22 protein-coding genes are annotated in these 19,598 nt (G+C 43.7%); 20 read left to right on the top strand and 2 right to left on the bottom strand.

Going from position 1 to position 19,598, the window contains the following annotated elements; translation table 11 throughout:
• The first annotated feature begins 199 nt into the window (after positions 1-199).
• The 15 genes from ACMHYW_RS08355 (at position 200) to ACMHYW_RS08285 (ending at position 8,775) form a co-directional block, all read left to right on the top strand.
• Positions 200-415: a hypothetical protein gene (locus ACMHYW_RS08355; protein WP_414499538.1), complete on the top strand. Its 216-nt coding sequence runs from the start codon at positions 200-202 to the stop codon at positions 413-415.
• A gap of 291 nt (positions 416-706) precedes the next feature.
• Complete coding sequence (locus ACMHYW_RS08350) at positions 707-1,096, top strand: hypothetical protein (RefSeq protein ID WP_414499537.1); 390 nt, start codon at positions 707-709, stop codon at positions 1,094-1,096.
• A gap of 37 nt (positions 1,097-1,133) precedes the next feature.
• Positions 1,134-1,508, top strand: a complete 375-nt coding sequence (locus ACMHYW_RS08345) for a hypothetical protein (protein ID WP_414499536.1) — start codon at positions 1,134-1,136, stop codon at positions 1,506-1,508.
• Positions 1,509-1,552: 44 nt separating this feature from the next.
• The gene (locus ACMHYW_RS08340) at positions 1,553-1,771 is read left to right on the top strand and encodes a hypothetical protein (RefSeq protein WP_414499535.1); all 219 of its coding nucleotides are present in this window, start codon (positions 1,553-1,555) and stop codon (positions 1,769-1,771) included.
• Between the two features lie 9 nt (positions 1,772-1,780).
• On the top strand, positions 1,781-2,137 hold the full coding sequence (locus ACMHYW_RS08335; protein ID WP_414499534.1) for a hypothetical protein: 357 nt from the start codon (positions 1,781-1,783) through the stop codon (positions 2,135-2,137).
• 65 nt (positions 2,138-2,202) lie between these two features.
• Positions 2,203-2,358, top strand: coding sequence for a hypothetical protein (locus ACMHYW_RS08330; RefSeq protein WP_414499533.1), 156 nt, complete (start codon positions 2,203-2,205; stop codon positions 2,356-2,358).
• A gap of 68 nt (positions 2,359-2,426) precedes the next feature.
• Positions 2,427-3,269 carry a phage recombination protein Bet gene (bet, locus tag ACMHYW_RS08325; RefSeq protein WP_414499532.1) on the top strand — a complete coding sequence of 281 codons (843 nt, stop codon included), beginning with the start codon at positions 2,427-2,429 and terminating at the stop codon, positions 3,267-3,269.
• Complete coding sequence (locus ACMHYW_RS08320; protein ID WP_414499531.1) at positions 3,266-4,861, top strand: lambda-exonuclease family protein; 1,596 nt, start codon at positions 3,266-3,268, stop codon at positions 4,859-4,861. Before bet ends, ACMHYW_RS08320 begins: the two co-directional genes overlap by 4 nt.
• Positions 4,862-4,864: 3 nt before the next feature.
• The gene (ssb, locus tag ACMHYW_RS08315) at positions 4,865-5,410 is read left to right on the top strand and encodes a single-stranded DNA-binding protein (RefSeq protein ID WP_414499530.1); all 546 of its coding nucleotides are present in this window, start codon (positions 4,865-4,867) and stop codon (positions 5,408-5,410) included.
• Between the two features lie 82 nt (positions 5,411-5,492).
• On the top strand, positions 5,493-5,768 hold the full coding sequence (locus ACMHYW_RS08310; protein ID WP_414499529.1) for a hypothetical protein: 276 nt from the start codon (positions 5,493-5,495) through the stop codon (positions 5,766-5,768).
• Positions 5,765-6,061 carry a hypothetical protein gene (locus ACMHYW_RS08305; RefSeq protein ID WP_414499528.1) on the top strand — a complete coding sequence of 99 codons (297 nt, stop codon included), beginning with the start codon at positions 5,765-5,767 and terminating at the stop codon, positions 6,059-6,061. Before ACMHYW_RS08310 ends, ACMHYW_RS08305 begins: the two co-directional genes overlap by 4 nt.
• A 22-nt stretch (positions 6,062-6,083) precedes the next feature.
• On the top strand, positions 6,084-6,386 hold the full coding sequence (locus tag ACMHYW_RS08300; protein WP_414499527.1) for a hypothetical protein: 303 nt from the start codon (positions 6,084-6,086) through the stop codon (positions 6,384-6,386).
• A 56-nt stretch (positions 6,387-6,442) separates the two neighbouring features.
• The gene (locus tag ACMHYW_RS08295; RefSeq protein WP_414499526.1) at positions 6,443-6,607 is read left to right on the top strand and encodes a hypothetical protein; all 165 of its coding nucleotides are present in this window, start codon (positions 6,443-6,445) and stop codon (positions 6,605-6,607) included.
• Between the two features lie 50 nt (positions 6,608-6,657).
• The gene (locus ACMHYW_RS08290; protein ID WP_414499525.1) at positions 6,658-7,458 is read left to right on the top strand and encodes a DNA adenine methylase; all 801 of its coding nucleotides are present in this window, start codon (positions 6,658-6,660) and stop codon (positions 7,456-7,458) included.
• Between the two features lie 417 nt (positions 7,459-7,875).
• Positions 7,876-8,775: a metallophosphoesterase gene (locus tag ACMHYW_RS08285; protein ID WP_414499524.1), complete on the top strand. Its 900-nt coding sequence runs from the start codon at positions 7,876-7,878 to the stop codon at positions 8,773-8,775.
• A gap of 293 nt (positions 8,776-9,068) precedes the next feature.
• On the opposite strand, the gene ACMHYW_RS08280 is transcribed toward ACMHYW_RS08285, so the two are convergent.
• Positions 9,069-10,337: a tyrosine-type recombinase/integrase gene (locus tag ACMHYW_RS08280; RefSeq protein WP_414499523.1), complete on the bottom strand. Its 1,269-nt coding sequence runs from the start codon at positions 10,335-10,337 to the stop codon at positions 9,069-9,071.
• Positions 10,338-10,659: 322 nt separating this feature from the next.
• Here ACMHYW_RS08280 and ACMHYW_RS08275 point away from each other — a divergent pair, with 322 nt between their 5' ends.
• A complete protein-coding gene (locus tag ACMHYW_RS08275; RefSeq protein WP_414499522.1) occupies positions 10,660-12,213 on the top strand; it encodes a tyrosine-type recombinase/integrase in 1,554 nt (517 codons plus the stop codon).
• 71 nt (positions 12,214-12,284) lie between these two features.
• Here the strand turns inward: ACMHYW_RS08275 and ACMHYW_RS08270 are convergent, their stop codons facing one another.
• A complete protein-coding gene (locus ACMHYW_RS08270; protein WP_414499521.1) occupies positions 12,285-14,594 on the bottom strand; it encodes a DotA/TraY family protein in 2,310 nt (769 codons plus the stop codon).
• Between the two features lie 472 nt (positions 14,595-15,066).
• Between ACMHYW_RS08270 and ACMHYW_RS08265 the strand changes: the two genes are divergently transcribed.
• The 4 genes from ACMHYW_RS08265 to ACMHYW_RS08250 all read left to right on the top strand — a co-directional run bounded on the left by ACMHYW_RS08265 (position 15,067) and on the right by ACMHYW_RS08250 (position 19,409).
• Entirely contained in the window at positions 15,067-15,615 is a 549-nt protein-coding gene (locus ACMHYW_RS08265; protein WP_414499520.1) for a hypothetical protein, read from the top strand.
• On the top strand, positions 15,596-17,671 hold the full coding sequence (locus tag ACMHYW_RS08260) for a hypothetical protein (RefSeq protein ID WP_414499519.1): 2,076 nt from the start codon (positions 15,596-15,598) through the stop codon (positions 17,669-17,671). The genes ACMHYW_RS08265 and ACMHYW_RS08260 overlap by 20 nt, the downstream gene beginning before the upstream one ends.
• Before the next feature lie 258 nt (positions 17,672-17,929).
• Positions 17,930-18,313: a hypothetical protein gene (locus tag ACMHYW_RS08255; RefSeq protein WP_414499518.1), complete on the top strand. Its 384-nt coding sequence runs from the start codon at positions 17,930-17,932 to the stop codon at positions 18,311-18,313.
• Between the two features lie 955 nt (positions 18,314-19,268).
• Positions 19,269-19,409 (top strand): hypothetical protein, encoded by a 141-nt coding sequence (locus ACMHYW_RS08250; RefSeq protein WP_414499517.1) that lies wholly within the window; start codon positions 19,269-19,271, stop codon positions 19,407-19,409.
• Positions 19,410-19,598: the final 189 nt, after the last annotated feature.

Here is a 19,598-nt window from a genome sequence, read left to right as displayed (position 1 = left end):
CGCAGGTGGGGAAGGTAACAGCGGCCAGCGCCTTCGAGAGAGGGCGCATTCGGAAGCGGTGAATGCGTAGGCTGATACGCAGAACCGAGTGCCACCTTTGCCAAGGTAAGGTTCGGTGCGGATAAAGGCGAACAACCCCCGCGGCAATGCAGGAGATCAGTACCTGCCACCTCTTCACGAATTAATAGGAGGCACCAAAATGACAATTCGTCGCTTCACCGCAGTAATTGAGTTCAACGACCAAGATGTCGCTAATCCCTCAATCATTCAGCAGCTGACATCAGCGATGAGCAGCAGAGCGGGTCAGAAAGGTGAGTTCAGAACCATCTTTGGAGGCTGGAGTGATCTTTCAGAAGAGCGCGATCTTCTTGAGGCTCGCGTAGAAGAGCTTGAGCGGCGCCACGGCTATTTATAGCCACGAATTAATAGGTCTGGCACATGCCCGCAACCCTGTGTAGCGATGATCTGGAACTCCTCCCAGTAGCAGCACGGCCAAGCCAATGTGCAAGCCGAGATGACCATCGGCTGGTGCCCGCGCCAGTGGCGAAAGAGCGGGACTTACCACGGCTGTCGATTCACTGAGTCGGCAACCGGGTAACACGCGCTAGCTGCGATAGTGAGCTGATAGCCTGCCGGGGCTGAGAATGCCGGCAATCATTCCCCCGCTTGTGCCCTCCATGTGAGGGCTTTTTTGTTGGAGAAAGCTATGGGTAAGGCGTCTAGCAGTATCGCTATTAAGCGTCGCAAATCGGGAACGTCGATGCATCTCAAAGGCAGCGCTGCACGGGGTTTCATGCAGTCGCTGGGCGTTAACTTCCCGGGTGATGACCAAGTAAAAGAAGGCAAGGAAATGAAAGCACTGATCTTCTGGGAAGACGTACCGGCCACGGCTGATATGTACGTCGTGGACGCCACGCCAGGCGAAGTCGAAACGCTCAAGGCGGCGCATCAGAAATACCACGGCCTCGACGACGACAGCGAAGCGCTCGACGTCGTATCGCATGCAATCGCAACCAAGTGGAAGGCATGCAAGGTTGAGGGGCCGGTAACCGAACCGGTAGCACTGATCATTCAATGCGGCGTGATGAGCTGCTGAGATGACTTGAGCTCAGCATGTGTTCAAGGGTGAAGGTATGCCGATCTACGAATGCAAGACCGACAAAGATATATGGAACTTCGCTGTACCGATCGAGAGCAAAGATGCCAAAGGGGCTGAGGCAGAGTACAGAGCGCTGCGAAAGCTAAGCCCAGATCGTGTTGTGGAAGTGAGGCCAGCGCCGAGATTGGACGGCCCACCACAGGGGATTAGATGCAAGTGCGGAGGATATCCAGCTTGCAATTGGGAAGGCGGAAAGGTGGCTGTTTTCTGTAATCAGTGCGGGTTTTCAACGGTAATGCTGCCGCACAAATCATTCGCGGAATTGCACTGGAGCATCTTACAGGAAGCATCAGAAGAATTTATGGGCAAAGTGTTCCGCAAAGGCGAATCGCCATTCATCGTCGAATAGTTAACCACCGCCATCTGGCGGTTTTTTTATGTCCGGAGGAAACCATGAGGCCAATGGATATGCTCAACGATCCCGAGCTGGCAGGCAGTGCTGAGGCGCGGGCCATCGTTCACCGAACCGCTGTGCTGCTGGAGAAGCAGGCGCAGGAGAGGGCGCTTGCTGAGCTGCCACGCAACGATGTGCGGGCACGTCAATGGAAAGCCCGCAAAGCGCTTCACGAAGCCGACAACATCCTGTTCCCGTATCTGGTTGAGAAAGCGTAAGGAGGCGGCATGAACGTCGCGCGATCATACGAAGCGCACTGCGATCTAGCGCAAGGGCAGCGAGAGGCTGCGTGGATCGCATCGGACAACTGGCAGCGTCAGGTAGACGACACGATCGACCAGATGACGAACGTCGATCATCACGAACGCAGTCGCAAGGCGATCACCGAAGCGCTGGATGAACACACCGATCCGGCTGATTTACAGCCGCTGCTGGCTGACTTGCACCTTGCATTAAAAGCGGAGCAGCTAGGGCGATCGGATGGGCGCGAGCGGGCACGCAAGGCACTGGCCGTGCTTGACCAGTTCATCTACGACACGGTCAGTCAGGAAGCACAGGAAGAAGTGACGCGCCGCTATGCGTGAGGCTCTGTTCTGGACGCTGTGGGCAGCCGCAGTGGTGATCGTTCTTTTGTGGGTGTGAGGTGGTTATGACGTGGTTTCAGTGGGTAATAGCGCTATGGCTTCCGGTGCTGGTGGCGATCCTGATGTTCAATTCAGGCGCACATGCTGGAAAGCGTCGGCAGCGGGAAGAGGAACAGCATAAGCAAAAGCGGGAAGCGGCATGGCAGCGCAAACAGAAGTGAGATGGCGGCTATTGGAAGTAGCCGCCGGGTGATTACACGGCGAAGCATAATCGAAAGGAGAATATCGCATGACAACCGAAGTTTCTACATGGGCCAGCCAAAACCAATCGCTGGCACAGCGCGGAATAGACGAATCAACGTGGAATGCGTTGTGCAACACGCTATATCCGGGGGCGCGGACCGAGTCTGTACTTCTGGCTGTTGATTACTGCCGTTCAAGGCAGCTGGACTTCATGCTCAAGCCTGTCCATCTCGTCCCGATGCAAGTTAAGAATGCCCAGACAGGGCAAAAAGAGTGGCGTGACGTCCCGATGCCCGGCATTGGCATGTACCGCATCCAAGCTGATCGCTCTAAAAACTACGCTGGTGCCGACGAGCCTGAATTTGGGCCGACTATAGAGGCGCACTTTGACCACCCATACAACCAAGGGCAGCAAATTACGGTTCGCTACCCAGAATGGTGTAAGTACACCGTTTATAAAATCATCAGCGGCCAGCGTGTTGCGTTCACGTCTAAAGAGTACTGGTTAGAAAACTACGCTACAGCCAGCAGCAAGACTGACGCGCCCAACGCAATGTGGAAGAAGCGGCCATTTGGGCAGCTAGCAAAGTGTGCAGAGGCGCAAGCGCTACGAAAGGCATGGCCAGAGATTGGCAGCGAGCCTACTGCCGAAGAAATGCTAGGCAAGTCCCATATCGACGAAGAGATTGATATTACCCCGCCGCGTAACGAACCAGCCCCCGCTCAGATCGCCTACTACCCGCAAGAATCGTTCGACAAGAACTTCCCCCAGTGGCAGGCCGCCATTGAGGCGGGCAAACGCACGCCTGAGCAGATCGTGAAGATGGTTGGCAGCAAGGGCGCGCTTACCGAAGAGCAGAAACAGCAGATTATGGAGGTGCAGGCATGATTATTTGCGAAGTGCAGCAGGGCACACCCGAATGGCATGCGCTGCGCCAAGAACGCTTTACGGCATCCGAAGCGCCTGCCATGGCCGGTGTCAGCAAGTACCAGTCACGCACAGCGCTGCTCAAGATGAAGCACACCGGCGTGACTCCGGACGTAACGCGAGCACAGCAAAAGGTGTTCGATAAGGGGCATGCAGCAGAGGCGGCGGCGCGGCCCATTGCCGAAGAAATCATCGGTGAAGAGCTGTTCCCCGTCACCGGCATTAGCGATGACGATCCACGTCTACTGGCAAGCATGGACGGCTGCACGATGCTCGAAGATGCCATCTGGGAGCACAAGCATATCAACGATGATCTTCGCTCCTGTGTCCCTGCTGGCAATTTGGCCGAGCACTACAAAGTGCAGATGGATCAGCAGCTGTACGTGACGGGTGCCGAGCGTTGTCTGTTCATGGCGTCAGACGGCACTCGTGAGAACTGCGTTCATATGTGGTACGAGCGCGATGAGCAGCGTATTAAGCAGCTAATCGCCGGATGGGATCAGTTCGAAAGCGATCTGAAAGCCTATCAGCCAGAACAGCAGCAAACTCAGGCCGTTGGGGCAGAAGTAGGTGAGTTGCCGCGCCTCGACATTCTGATCAGCGGTGGAGTTAAGTCGAGCAACCTTCCTGCGTTCCAAGCGTCAGCACAGGCACTGATCGAAGGCATCAAGACTGAGCTGTCCACCGATCAGGACTTCGCTGATGCTGAGCGCGCAGTGAAGTGGCTCAAAGATGGCGAGAAGCGGATCGACACAAGCAAGAAAGCAGCGCTTGAGAAGACGGCATCCATTGATGAGCTATTCCGCGCGATGGACACCTTGAAAGAGTCAATGCGCCAGAAGCGCTTGCAGCTAGATAAGCTGGTCAAGACCGAGAAAGACAATCGGCGCTTTGCCATTCAGCGTGAAGCGGAAGAGTGGTTTTCAAACTGGCTTTCTTCTCTTGACCTGCCTGTTCCAATCCTCACCACGCTTGATGTCGTTGGTGCCATGAAAGGGAAGAAAACGATTACATCCCTTCAGGATGCAGCGAGTAGCGAAGTAGCCCGCGCTCAAGTTGACGCACGCCAAGAAGCCGATCGCATCAGCATCAATGCAAAGCTGTTGGCCGAACAGTCGGAAGGCTATGAATTCCTGTTCGCTGACAAGCAGAACCTGTTGAGCAAAGCCGCCGATGATCTGCTGGCAACGATTAAGGCACGTATCGCCGAGCACAAAGAAGCTGAGCGCCAGCGGTTGGAGGCAGAGCGTGCCCATATCCGTCAGGAAGAAGAGGCGCGGGCAGCGCAACAGCAAGAACAACAGGTCCAGCAGAAAGAAGAAGTGCCCGCCCAGTCAGCGATCGGCACTAGCAAGATTGCTGCTGCCGCTGCCCGTTATGAACAGCAAAAATCCCCCGTCGAGACTGACACAGTGACCATCCCACGCAAAGAGTATGAGGAACTGATGCGCGACCAGTACATGCTCAACTGCCTGCGCAATGGCGGGGTAGATAACTGGGATTGGTATGACGACGCAATGAACGATTTTCGTGAAGCATATCCAGAGGACTAAGGCATGGCACGCGGTGTAAATAAGGTCATCATCATTGGCAACGTCGGGCAAGACCCCGACATCCGGTTCTTGCCATCGGGTAATCCGGTGGCGAACTTCTCAATCGCGGTAAGCGAGTCGTGGACAGACAAGAATACTGGTCAGAAGCAGGAGCGCACCGAGTGGATCAAGTGTGTCGCCTTCAACAAGCTCGCCGAGATCATCCAGCAGTACGTCCACAAAGGCAGCAAGGTTTACGTCGAAGGCAAGCTACAGACGCGCAAGTGGCAGGCGCAAGACGGCACGGATCGATACTCGACAGAGGTGGTCATCAACGATCTGCAGATGCTGGATGGCCGGAACGGTGGCCAGCAGCAGGGACAACAGAGCGGCTACCAACCTCAGCAGCCCGCGCAGCAGAATCAGCAGCGGCCCCAGCAAGCCCAACAACCGCAGCAATATCAGCCCCAGCAGCCGAATCAGTACGCACAGCAGAGTGGCGGCACCACAGCGCCCCAGCATGGCGCACCGCAGGGTTTCGACGATTTTGACGACGAAATTCCATTCTGATGGTTGGCAACTACCCATCTAAGGTGCCGCTGATGCCGCACCTTCCAGACTATGAGCCTATTTATCTACCGGGACAGAGACCATGACTGATTGCAACTGCATTGACTGCATGCACGGGAAGCCTGACGCATCAGCTAAAGGCATATCAAAAGTGAGTAAATCGCGCATTCGCGATGCTGGCATCGAATGTTGGCAGATATTTGCTGTGTGCGAAGTGATGGAGCAAGGACTGCTAAATTCTCCCATCGCGGCATACAGCAATGTTGAGAATGCACGATCTGCAGCAGCGCGAAATAGCGACAGCCAGCGATCATTTGCCGTTGTAGAGGTGCCTTTTGTCATGGAGGCTTCGAAATGAGTATTGATAAATTGACCGTAACAATCTGGTTTGAGCGTGACAGAAGGTCAGCGGTAGTAGACGAGCTATTTTCTCACATGTCCTCTTGGAAAAATTCAAAGGACGGATATGCAGTGCCGTTTGCCTCGTGGGAAGACGTCAGTAGAAAGCTGGCTCTTTTAGATAGTCTGGCGGGATCTATCGCAGAAGCAATCCGATTTGCTGATAAAGGAAAAGGGCCAGCAGAGGCAAATATTTCCGCTATGGATATGGTTGATATAGAGGCCTGTCTTGATGAGTTGACGCCGGGGTGACGACAACGGGGAGCACAACACAATGGCTGACACAATTCTATGGTGTGTTGAAGATGGCGATGGCGTTCATCCAATGCCTTCGAAAAGCGAAGCATACCGCTATGCCAAGCGAATTCGCACAATGATAAAAAATATGCACCGCAATTCGCCTAGTCCGTACTGGCCGCCGGTATGGGAAGAAGTAAAGCGGTATATGTATGATGACGAAAGCCACAAGAAAAGCGTTGAAGAGTACCTGAAAGACAAGCGCAGGGTAATAAAAAGCCCCAAGCGTCGTAGAGAGATTAAGAAAACTCTTCTGCAAGGGAAAAATTTGTTCTTCTAACTAGATAAATGGACACCAACCGCCGCCCGGCGGTTTTTTCATATCTGGAGTAAGCAATGAAGCAAACAACAGAGCACGAAATCACAGTACGCATCCGCACGCGCTACCCGCAGGAAGACTGGTCTGTGCTGGTGAGGGCCATGCTGGATAATCATTCGATCAAAGACGATCGGCGCATCGTTTCCGTTGAGAGCCATACATCTACTCCTAAAGCGGGATAGTCATGGCCGTAACATCACCTGTCATGCGCTACCACGGCGGGAAGTGGCGCATGGCCCCGTGGATAATCTCGCACTTTCCCCCAGTATCGAGCTACGAGGTATATACCGAGGCCTTTGGTGGCAGTGCGGGGGTGCTTATGCGCGCTCCTCGGGTGAAGCATGAGGTGTACAACGACCTAGACAGCAGCATCGTCAACGTTTTCCGAGTGCTGCGCGACCCATGGCAGGCACAGCGTCTCGCACGGCAGTGCCGCCTTACCCCTTATGCTCGTGACGAGTTCGAGCTGGCGGGCGAGCCCTGCAGCGACCCTATAGAGCAAGCCCGTCGCACTCTCTTTCGTGCAGCATCGGGATTCGGGTCGGCGGCAGCAACGGCCAAGACGTGTGGCTTTCGAACCTTTACCGGCGAGAACTGCCCCCGAGGCCGTATTGCTGGCACATGGGTTGGCTACCAGAGCGCCATTTCTGAGTTCACGGATCGCCTGCAGGGTGTGCTCATCGAGAACCGTCCGGCACTCGAGATCCTGCAGCGCCATGATCGCGAAAAGGCTTTGCACTACGTTGATCCGCCCTACGTACACGAGACAAGGAACACCGCTGGCTCAACATACCGGCATGAGATGGCCGATCATGATCATGAGGATCTGCTAGAGGCACTGACTAGATTGGATGGTTATGTGGTGCTAAGCGGGTATGACAGTGAGCTTTACAGGGACATCCTAAAAGGGTGGAGTCTTGCGACGCTGGATGTGCAGGCCTCGTCAAACGCAGGGACGGTATCTAGAACAGAGTGTTTATGGCTATCGCCAAGAACGGCTATACACCAACGGCAGCAAGACATGTTCGCATAGCGTCATCCAATAGGGTGGCGCTTTTTTATTGGCAGGAGGTGAGCGTGATCATATTCGAGAGCGATTACTGGCGGCCGCAGATCGACAGTCTTATGAGGCATCGGCAGCCCAGCGGCATGAAGCGAGCAGAGCGCATATACCGACGGGTATTTGGTCGTCACCGAGCCGTGCGATTCGAGATACGCGAGTGCGCTATGGAGCCATCGACGATAGGGCTTGTAGGCGGCGTCGAGTCATGGCCGCTGGGCTGTATGCCGGACGATGTGCAGCGGGAGTTCTACAGCGTCTATGCACGGCGGCACAACGGCGAGGCTGTGGCGCTATTTGATAGCAAGAGCTTAGAAGAATGCAGGGCGGCGGCATGGAGGCTGGAGAGGCTATGAGTGCAGCAAGAATGCTGAGAAGAGGGGCGCAAGCATGATTGAAGCCCTGAAGGTGGTCGGGTACGCCGCGCTTTCCTTGGCCGCCTCCTTCGCATTTGCGGCTGCCGTTGAAGGGAAGCCGAAAGCAGCGGCTGACCTAGAAAAAGAAGTGCTTAGGCGAAAGAGGCGGGAGCGTCATTCATTTAAGCCCCCGCCGCCAAAACCAACAAAGGATAGTGTAATGACCAAGCAGCAACGGCCAGATGTAGGGAGTTTATCGAAATCCGATAAACCTGCCATAACTAGCGTCAAGAAGTTCGGCATCAATCACGACGGAACCGATTACGTTGTCGGCGACATCCACGGCTGCCTAGACATGCTCAACGCCTGCTTGGAAAAGGTCGGGTTCAATAAAGAGAAGGACCGGCTATTCAGCGTGGGCGACCTGATTGATCGCGGCCCCAACTCTAAAGAGTGCCTGCAGCTGGTATATGAGCCTTGGTTTCACGCTGTGATGGGCAATCATGAGTCGATGGCGCTCGGAGCGCTTAAAGGGAATGGTCCGGCCGCCGACTGCTGGATCGGGAATGGCGGGCTGTGGGCATTGGTTGATGACGACCCAACTGAGTGCCGAAACCTCATTAACGACGCTGCCGGCAGCCTGCCGCTGTTCATTGAGGTGGAAACCTCAAAGGGAGCGGCTGGCATCATGCACGCCGACCCGCTAAGCGAATGGAAAACAGACGGCCTTACTGATCACGAACGTATGCAGGTTATCTGGGGGCGCTCACGAATTGATCGACGTGACACATCACTCGTTGAGGGGATCGACATCGTGATCGTGGGGCACACGCCAACGAAGTGCATTGAGTGGTTAGGCAATGTCCGGTATCTCGATCTTGGGGGCGTGTTCAACGGGAAAATGGCCGTCGTGCCAATAGAAGACCTGTTCTAACGCCAGACGCCTTGAGCGTCTTTTTTTATGTCTGTGGCCCGCCCATGCGGGCAATTTTTTGGAAGAGGCGACATGAAAGCTAATCAGTGGATTGACCCGCGATATGTGCAGGTGAGCAAGAAAGAGGCCGCGTCTATCTGCGGCCTGAGTATCTCGGAGTTCGACAGGCGTAGGAGCAGTGACCCTGATTGCCCAAAGGGCTTCAAGGAAAGTCCCGGACGTACGGCTCCTGTGCGTTTTCGCTTGGCTGATATCTATGCGTATAGCGAAGCGATTATGGAACGAGCTCTTTCTCACAGTGGATAGGGCGCTACGTTCACCGCATCGTCAAACCTTCTTTTTCTTGCCTCTGACAACCCTTCCTCTAAAGCGTCTAAATAGTCTGCGTACCACTGCATCATTGCCGTGCGCTGATCTACGTATGCAGCCTTGTTGTAGACGCCAGCAGTGCCGGGCTCAACGTGAGCCAGCTGCATCTCCACATAATCACGGTTCCAGCCATGCTCCCGCAGCAGTGTCGATGCGGTATGTCTGGAGCCGTGTCCCACCATCCTTCCCTTGTAGCCGATCGTCGCGATGGCTTTGTTGATCGTGTTTTCGCTCATCATTGAGTTAACGTGGCCAATGCCTGGAAAGACGTAGCGCGATCGATTGCTTAATTCGTACACCTCCCGCAGCGTTTCAACTATCTGACGTGGCAGGGGGCATACGAAGTCCCTCCTCATTTTCATTTTCTGCTTATCTATCGTCCATAGGCCTCGAGAAAGGTCTATCTCCTTCCATTCCGCATGCCGGACCATTCCGGGGCGACTAGCCGTCATCAGCACCATGCGTAACGCAGCAGTAGTCAGAAATCTCATCCTTGCAGTGCCATTCCGGAGTTCTTTCAAAAAGTCTGGCAGTTCGTGCTCCAGCAGGTGAGGGTAGTTCTGTGTGCGTGGCCCTGATTCTGCAATATGGCGTAGTTCTGATGCGGGGTTCAGCTCGCATCGGCCACGTGCGATTGCCTCAGAGAATATTTGAGAGACCCATCGTCGAACCTTTCCTGCAATCACGTGAGCATTGCGTGATTCGATGGCTGCTTGTACACCCGCGCAGTCACCACGAGTAATGGCTGTGATGTCTTTGTTTCCTAGCGCTGGCAAGATGTCGCGATCAAGATACAAGCGCATCTGCCGGAGGGTGCCTTTAGATAGACCGCTTTGTTGTTTACGCTCGAACCATGTTTCTGCTGACTGGGCGAACGTGTACACCTGTTTGGCCGATGCGTTCTGTTCCTGTCGATAGCTTGACAGGTCGATGCCATCGCTTGCCAGCTGTTGAAGCTCTTGTGCTTTCTGCCGAGCGGCTTTACCTGATACGGCAGGAAATCCCCCGAGACCTAGCCAAGACCATTTCCCATCAGCTTTTTTATATCGAAGGTTCCAGCTCTTTGCGCCATTCTTTTTGACCCGGAAATACAGACCGTTCCCGTCCAGCTCTCGGTAGTCCCTCTCTTCGGGTTCGAGAGAGGCAAGAACTGTGTCGGCCAAAGGGCGTCGTTTGATTTGAGATCGTTTCATGTACACCTACCCCTGTATGTCTGTACAAGTGTACACGTGGGTATACATAAACGGGAAGGGTAATGGGGGCAGTGAGGGGCAATGTGGAGGAATGAAAAAAGCCCGAAGTCTGCATGGTTAGCGACTTCGGGCTTAATCAGGGCTATCCAGAGGATAGAAAATGGTGCCGAGCGTGGGACTCGTTTTCCATTCGTCTGTAGGCTAGAAAACACGGTATCTAGCGGGCTGTAGAGCTGTTTTGCTACAAAAATATGCTACAAACTGGTATTGTACTTTCAACTGCTCATAGAAAATGACATATTTGCTATACAAGGGTTGCAAAGTGGCTAAAAATCTGATCAAGAGAAATGAGATATGGCATGTGAGAATAGCAATACCAAGAGATGTACGTCACATTTTTAACGGAAAGCGTGAAATTCAAAAATCATTAAAAACAAGAAAAAAATCTACTGCTGAAACGTTAAAGCTTGAATATTTAATTGAAATTAAGAAAAAAATAGAAGAAGAACGTGAAAAGGCAAATATAGCTTGTTTTGAGTTAGATAAGAATGAAAGTTTTATATTTATAAAATCTGCTTTAAACGAGATGCTTATTGCATCTAAAAAACGTAGAAATAAAGAGATAGTAGATGAAATTATTTCAAAAAATAAAAGAATAACACTATCAGAAGCAATTGACATTATGTGTGAACTAAAAGATAAAATAGAAGAAAAATTTGATAAATCAGAAGATAAGTATCATGAAAACATGAAAAAATTAGATCTATTCCATAATAATATCAAAGAAAACCTTAATGAAAACAATGAATTAAGCGCTGAAAAAGTAAATGAATTATATACATTAAAACATGTACTGCCTGTTGATTTAATGAAAGATGAGCTTTTGAAAGAATTTCAAAGAGATAAAAATAAAGAACTTGTTGAAAAAGCAACAAAATCAATAAATGAATCATATGGTAATAAAGACTTTATCAAAACTAAAATAGAATTCACTGATTCGAGAATAAAAAAATATAAAAAATTCTTAACAGAGGTAAAGGAACTAAAAGATAGATCGATTGATTCCATGTTGTCAAAAATACAACATTTCAACTCTTTTATAAAAAAGGAAGACTTAGATTTAAACTTTCATAATGTCGTTAAATATATTGAAAGTATGAGTGATAAAACAGCAAAAACACAACAGCAATATTTATTGGCATGTAGTTCTATTTACAAATATTTATTTAAATATGATAAAGATTTTATCAAAAAGTTTAAAAAAGAACCTAACCCTTTTTTAAATCATGAGCTTTCATTCAAAAGTAAGAAAATGAGTTATAAAGCGTTAGATAAAGATGATGTAGTGAAACTTTTAGAGAAATCAGAAGAAAAAGGTTTTTATGATGTTAGAGATATGATTTTAATAGCAATGTATACAGGTTGTAGGATAGAAGAAGTTTGTAGACTTGATAAAAATTCAATAATTATTGAAGATGGTGTTAAATGCTTCGATATAGATGAGTCGAAAACCGATGCTGGTATTCGAAAAACTCCTATCCACAAAAATCTTGAAGAACACATTGATAGAATGATAAAAGAATCAAAAGATGAATATCTGATAAAAAGCAACAGTAAAAATAAATATAACAGACGTTCAGATAATCTATCTAAAAAATTTGGACGTATGAAAAAAGAGATGGGCTTTGGAAGAGAACATACATTTCACTCGATACGAAAAACAGTTACTACCTTGTTAGAGCGTCTAGACTGCCCGTCGACTACATTAAAATCCATCATTGGGCATGAAAGAGGTGACTTGACGTATGATGTTTATAGCGCAGGGCCGACGCCCAAAAGCAAGAAAAAATACTTAGATATGATTTCGTACGAGTAAATGACAACGTTTGTATTGCTCACAAAAAACCCAGCCCTAAGGGCTGGGTTTGGGGTTTCTTTTGGTTGTGATCAATGTTTTCTGATTTTTGAGCTATTGCTCTCATCTTTCTTTTTAATTCTATTTTCTCTAATTGATCCTGCTTTCTGTACAATGCCTTTTTCTATCGCTGTTCCGCTAACATTCTGCTGAATAGAAGAAAGCATTTCGTTGTCTAAATCGTTGCCAAATTTTCTGTTCAAGCCCCCTGCGATCCATTCCAAACAATTGTCCGGAAAGTTAATCATGATTTTGAAACAGCTATTTAATATTGAATAACTTAATAAAAACCACATAATAATGCTGAAAACAAGTCCACCTAGATCAATATTGCTCACTATGTCACTCATCACGAACCAATACATTTGGTTGAAATACGTGAACGCCCAGTTCGACATCATAATCGAAATCAGTAGCGCTACGACTGTGAGAGATGGGCGTAGAACTACTGCAATTATGAGGTTTAAGAAGCGTTGGAAGCTCTGATTTATGATTGTTTCACCTGAGTCAACACACCCTAAAGCACACGCTATAGGAGCGCATATAAACGCTTCTAGCACTATTAAAACATATGAAATTACTGCAAAAACAAAAATGATCACAGGCATTAAAGGTATTGAAATGTAAGCGACGTTAGCTGTTGTTGCGAGAAACGAGTTTAGAATTCTTATTGGGTCTAATGTGTATTTTATGAGCGTTTCTCCAGCTGGCCCAACATATGGAATTGCACCCACTAAGGAGGCCCCACCATAACTAAGCTGTAGCATTGCATCTACGATATAAGTTGTACTTTTTAACCTAAACCCCATTGTTGAAATTGTGCCGATCGCGTCAGTAAATTGTAGCGATTTTCCATCTAGGGCTTTATTTGTATCGTTCATCATGAACACATCGCCTTTTCCCCATGACAAAGCAGATAACGCTTTTCTGCCTAGTGAGCTGTCAGCGTCAGAAGAAGAAGCCGATAAAAAAGATGTTCTGATAAAGTCAGTTGTAGAAGAGCCTAGTACATTTTTATCGCAATTTTTGTTGTTACAACTTGCCGACATTTTAACGTCATTCGCTGAATTTGATTGTAAAACCAATTTGTTTGTTTCATCTATGATGATTTCCGCTTTTTTAAATTCATGATCATACCTACAACTTTTTCCATCACTGAACAAATATGCGAATAAACCTTGTTCGTCACGACAACCATTTGGATTAGCAAAAATAAGAGAATTTATAAAGCTGTCAGATATTTTTTGTTTTTGTGCAAAAGAAGACGACATGTTTTTATATTCGCTTGATAAATACATCCAACCGCTTTTTTTATAAAAATCTTCTTTCATTTGACCTACAATTTCACCATCTTTTATTGAAAAAATCATTGGTGATTCTTTATTAGATGCTTTAGAATTTAATGAGTTAACAACTTTTGTATTATAATCGCGATTGTAATCATTGATTATTTTTAAGAACGCATTTTTTGAGTTATCTAAAACTTTTAACGACCCTGTATTATTTCCTTTATCTAATTGCATTAATGCATTTTCAAAATCGTCTTTAGAATAATCCCATGATTTTATAATAATGTCATTATAAATTCTGTCTAAGTATCGTGTGTTTAATTCTAGAATTCCTTTATTAACATTTTTAATATCATCTGTAGTTTCTAAATCAGATTTGTTAGCCGAAAAGCTTCCACAAATTCCACCGGATAAGCCAAATTGGACTGTTCCTGATCCATCATACACACTCATTAAACTAGATGAGTTTGTATACACATTGCTTTTATAATAATAAAACATACTCTTTCTTTGTTCGTTATTTTTATCTAAACCAGAATTGCAATATGCTATATTTAATAATTTTCTTGAATTATCAAAACTAGCAGATGCTGAAGCACTATCGAAACTAATCTGAGTTAAATTTGATGATATTTTATAACCCAGTTTATCAGCAATGTTGCTCCCCATTTTTGCAAGATTAACAACACTATATTGTATAACAGAAATCCCTGTTTTGTTGTTAAAAGGTATCGGAGCTAATAACACTGACATTATTAAAAATTTCATCACTAAGTAAGTTAGAGTGTCGTTTATACTTCCTTTTTGCATTACTTTAACTACATTAAAAATAACATAATAAGAAGCTATTACAGAAATCAAAATCATGGCTATTGAATTAAAATAGCTTCCAATTTCTGTGAATAGACTAACGTCACTCCCGCCATAAATCCAATTCCCGAACATTAGCTCGAGAGTCTTTTTAAATCCACCTACAGGATCATTTGTTATATTATCAATGTTGAATGAAAATATATCATTACTATTAGATAATGTAGAACTCATATCACTCATATTTACACCCCTCTATTATTATTTTATTTATCATTTTTGACATATATATTATAACATATAAATCTGTTTTTTTTAATTTCTGTGATATAATATTATTAATAAAAGTTATATAAGCGAGCATAATCCATACGTACAATTTCGCTCCGCTTCATTGACGTATGGATGCTCGCAAGGGTTCCACCCTTGACCCATTTGTGACGCCTACAGGCGTCACATGAGCTACTTGTGTAGCTCAAAACAGACAGCTAACGCAGTCTGTTTAACCCCTAAGAAGTGATAGCTAACGCATCACTTCACTATGTTGAAAGCAATAAAAAAAGTGTATTAGAAGTAGACTACAAGTGTATTACAAGTAGACTACAAGTGTATTACAAGTGTATTACAAGTGTACTAAACATCTATTAGAAGTGGATTAGAAATGTATTGAAAGTGATTTGTAGTACACATAAAAATAAAAAAGGAGACTAAAATTATGGCAAAAGAAAAAAGAGAAAACAGATTAGAAATTAGATTGAGTGATTTTGAATTAGCATGTTTAAGAGATCGAGTAAAAAAAACAAAATTCAAAAATAATTCAGATTATATCAGAGCAACAATATTTATCGCAGATCTAGTGAGACAAGAATTAAAAAATAGGGACATAGATTTTTATTCTGAAGAAGAGATATATAATAAAATTGATCGTTTTAGAGAACAGCGACAGTTAGAAAAAATTGCAAGAAAGCAAAATAAGAAACATGTAACTGTTCCACAAATTGACCCTAAATTATTAAATCAGATCATAAGAACAGGAAACAACTTAAATCAGATTGCTTATTCAGTAAATAAAGCTATTCGCTATAATGAAAAAATTGATGCATATGAGATTTTAAGTCATCTTCTCGAAATTGAAAATCAGAACAAAGAAATAATTGAATTAATGAAAGTGTCAAAATATCAAAAGACAAAAAATGAAAGACCTATAGAAGAAGAAAATGATAATAGTGAAGGGGGGGAAAGCGATGATAGTCGAATATACTAAAAACGGCAGTGTGTCAAAAAATAGTGGTTCAGGTGATCAAATGATTGATTATCTTTTAAAAGATACTGATCACAAAAACGAAAAAAGAGAAAGCGTTAGGACGGTTGGTGGAGACGCTAAGAACTTAAGATTAGCTTTAAATTCTGGACGTTTTCAAGACCAATACGTATCGCTCGTACTAAATTTTGGAAATGATAGATTAACAAAACAACAAGAACGAGACGTCTTAGAATCATTTTTGGATTGCTCATTTCCGTCTCTAAACAAAGAGCAAAGACCCGCTTTTTTAGCAGTTATGCACAATAATGAACATATGCATATAGCTATTGCAAAAGAAGATCCGATAACTAGCAGAAAACTTGATGCTTATTATCATAAAGTTGATATGAAAAGAGTAGACAGTTGGAAAAGAATGATAAATGCTCAATATGATTTTAAAAGTGATCCTAACGACCCTGCTAATATCGCTTTTACTCTTAACCCGCGTGAAAATGATAAGCATCCTTTTACACGCATGTATCACAAAAACAAAGAAGAGTTTGTACAGAATATAGCTATAGCTATAAAAAGAAAATTAGATTCAAATGATTTATTGAAGAATCGTGATGATGTTATAAAATTTATTGAAACTGGTTTGAAGATAAAAGTATTAGACAATAGTAGAAATGAATCAATTACAATCGAAAATAAAATCAAAAAAGACGGTCAGAATATTAGATTAAAAGGATTCGATGGATTATTCAACAAAGATTTTAATGGCGAAAATTATACATCTGATTTTATAGAAAAATTGTCTCAAGAATATCAAAGCAAAAGAGAAGAAAGATACAATATAGCAAAAGATGAATATGAGAAACTATATGCTAAAAAATCTGAATTTATCATTTCTCGATATTCAAAACCTTTAAAAAATTTAGAAAATAATATTCAATTTGAAGGGCGTATTGGAACAATGTCTGTACGTCAGCAAACAAAAGAAGAAATTAATTATCGTGAAAAATTCATTGAAGCAAAAAAACAGGAATATAAACAGCAACTATTGGATAAAAAACAAATCAAAAATTTGGTAAGAGATAAGATAGTATTTAACTCTGTCAGAAAAAGAAAAGTATCAACGCTTCTAAAAAATATAGCAAGTCAAGTAGAAAAAGAAAGAATGCAGATGCAGGACTGGTATCAACAAATACGAGATCAATCTGTACAACGTTTGCATGCAGAAGAGTTAACAAAAATACTTAAAATCGAAGCTAATGAAGCGAAACATAAGCTTGTACAGACTCGAATCAACGAGAACATAGACAAAGCCAAAGGCAAAGGACAAGCGCTTGCTGTAGGCAACGAAGAGGGCTTTAAGGACTACATTAGCTACTGCGAAAATGCTGGAAAAATGACTGTTTCATCACTGACATTGAGTACAAGCCAACAGCTAAAAACAAATGACTATCAAATGATCTTAGCTCAGTCTCAGAAAACGCTACTGGGTAGTGAAAAGCATGTTGGTGTTTTGTACTCAAACTTTGATGAACAAAAGAAAAAGACTTACATAACAATATTAAATAGCAGAGAAAATTACAAAACAAATGAGCTTGTAAATGTTGATAAAGAGAAGCAACAAGAACTAAAAAACTTTTTTAAAGTCAAAAATTTAAATGAGATGCTGGAAACATTAAAAGATGAAGAAGTTAAAACCATAGAACAAGAAAAAAATGGAGATGAAAATGGATACTACAACTATGATACAAAATTTATTGCAAGAAGAGCTTCAGAATACGATGAGAAATTCATCAATGATGGTAAATTTAGAAGAGAAATCGGAGAATATAGAGAACTATTATTTACTAAAACAGTTGAAAGAAATGAAAGACGTGATGTTATTACTCAACAACAAGCTAGAATTAGCGCTCGAAGAGATAGAAACATTGAAAGAGGAGAACGAATCAATCCTAGCAGGATTGCAACAACTTTCGAAAAATTAAGTAATTCATATGCAACACAAGCTAAACAATTAAGAGAATTAAAACAAAAAAGAAACAAAAATAATGGGTTGAGTTTATGATAAGAAACACGTATGTTGTATACAAATCTCCCACATCCCTGCTTATGCCCGCCATCCCCCGGCGGGCTTTTTTTTGCGTTGGTGGTTATGAGTGTAATCACTTTCATTTTTTATTAAAAATAATAAATAAAAGTGATGTTGATTAACTGCTAAAACATCATGTAATTGTATTTATTAAACTTATTTTATTTGTCAAATATGACACATAAATAGAAAAGTGTGTTATAATATGCATATAATAAAAAAGAGGTGATTATAATGAATGTAGATAAAGTTTTTAAAGAGTCATATTTTCAAAGTTATTATAGCGAAGATAAAGTATTACAAGGTCTTTATGTTTCACAATTCAAAGATAAAATAGAAGAAATGGTTAATGGCAATGAATTGTGTGAAGATTTATTGGTAGAAATACACGTTAGAATTAGAAATAGAATGCTTGATAAAATTTTAGAATATAAATTAAACACAATAAACAAAATAATGTTATTCGAAATGATTGATGAAATAGTTTATTTTTCGGATAGAGAAATAACTAAAAAGTCATTAGAGATTATTTTTGATAAAGTTAGCAAATTCAATCTATTCTATCACTCATTTATATTTAATATTGCATATCAAAAAGCGAAAGAAGATACAAAATAATTATAAGTAACCAGTAGCACAATTATTATAGTTGTGCTATTATTTGTATATCAAAAAGGAGAACATATTATGTATAGTAAAAAAAGAATGATTCTTGAACCATTAATTTCTGTTTTTGTACCACTTTTAGTTATAGATGCTATTTATAGTTTTTCGTTCACTAAAATTATTTATCACATAATTTTTGGATAATAGATAGACTGCTAGAAACAACAATAGCAGTCTATCCCACATCCCACATCCCACATCCCACATCCCACATCCCACATCCCACATCCCACATCCCACATCCCACATCCCACATCCCACATCCCACATCCCACATCCCACATCCCACATCCCACATCCCACATCCCACATCCCACATCCCACATCCCACATCCCACATCCCACAACCCACATCCCACATCCCACATCCCACATCCCACATCCCACATCCCACATCCCACATCCCACATCCCACATCCCACATCCCACATCCCACATCCCACATCCCACAACAAGCCAACAAGCCAACAAGCCAACAAGCCAACAAGCCAACAAGCCAACAAGCCAACAAGCCAACAAGCCAACAAGCCAACAAGCCAACAAGCCAACAAGCCAACAAGCCAACAAGCCAACAAGCCAACAAGCCAACAAGCCAACAAGCCAACAAGCCAACAAGCCAACAAGCCATAAAGGCTGGGTTTTACCTGCACTTTTGCACAGGTTTTTGCTAAAACGCTCTATTTTTTGTTGTAAGCAACGCTACGCTTTAGGTATGCAACTGCATTGCTAACAATAAGAAAAGAGCTTACAGAGCAAAATAGAAGGGCAGTTTTGAGGGGTAGGGCGGTAAAATGTACAAATTAATTATATTATTTAATAAATTATTTAAAATATTTATTTGTCATTTTTGTTAAATAAGACAAAAGTGTGTTATAATAATACATATAATAAAAAAAGGAGATACTATATGAAGATAAGTAAAAAGTTCATTGAAAGTATGAGTTTAAAGCAATTAGAAGAATACATTTATGAAAGAATTAGAACAAATACAGCAAAAGAAGCATTCGAACTGTTAGTAAAAAGGGGAGTAAATAAAAATGAAAAATAAGAGTATATTTAAAAGTGTTTATTGTACAGGAAATATGATGACTGTTTTTATAGTATCTATATTTTCAATATTTATATTAACAAGTGTATTTAAAGACAGTCAGTTATTGTTAATTATATATGCTTCATTTTTTAAAGTAATAGCATTATATATAATGGGTTCATTTTGTTATATAAAAATAAGAGGAAT

It is taken from the genome of Zymobacter sp. IVIA_12111.31 C1 (assembly GCF_047495495.1).
In the GTDB taxonomy this organism is placed as follows: Bacteria; Pseudomonadota; Gammaproteobacteria; order Pseudomonadales; family Halomonadaceae; genus Zymobacter.
This window is presented reverse-complemented; position numbering and strand designations above follow the sequence as displayed.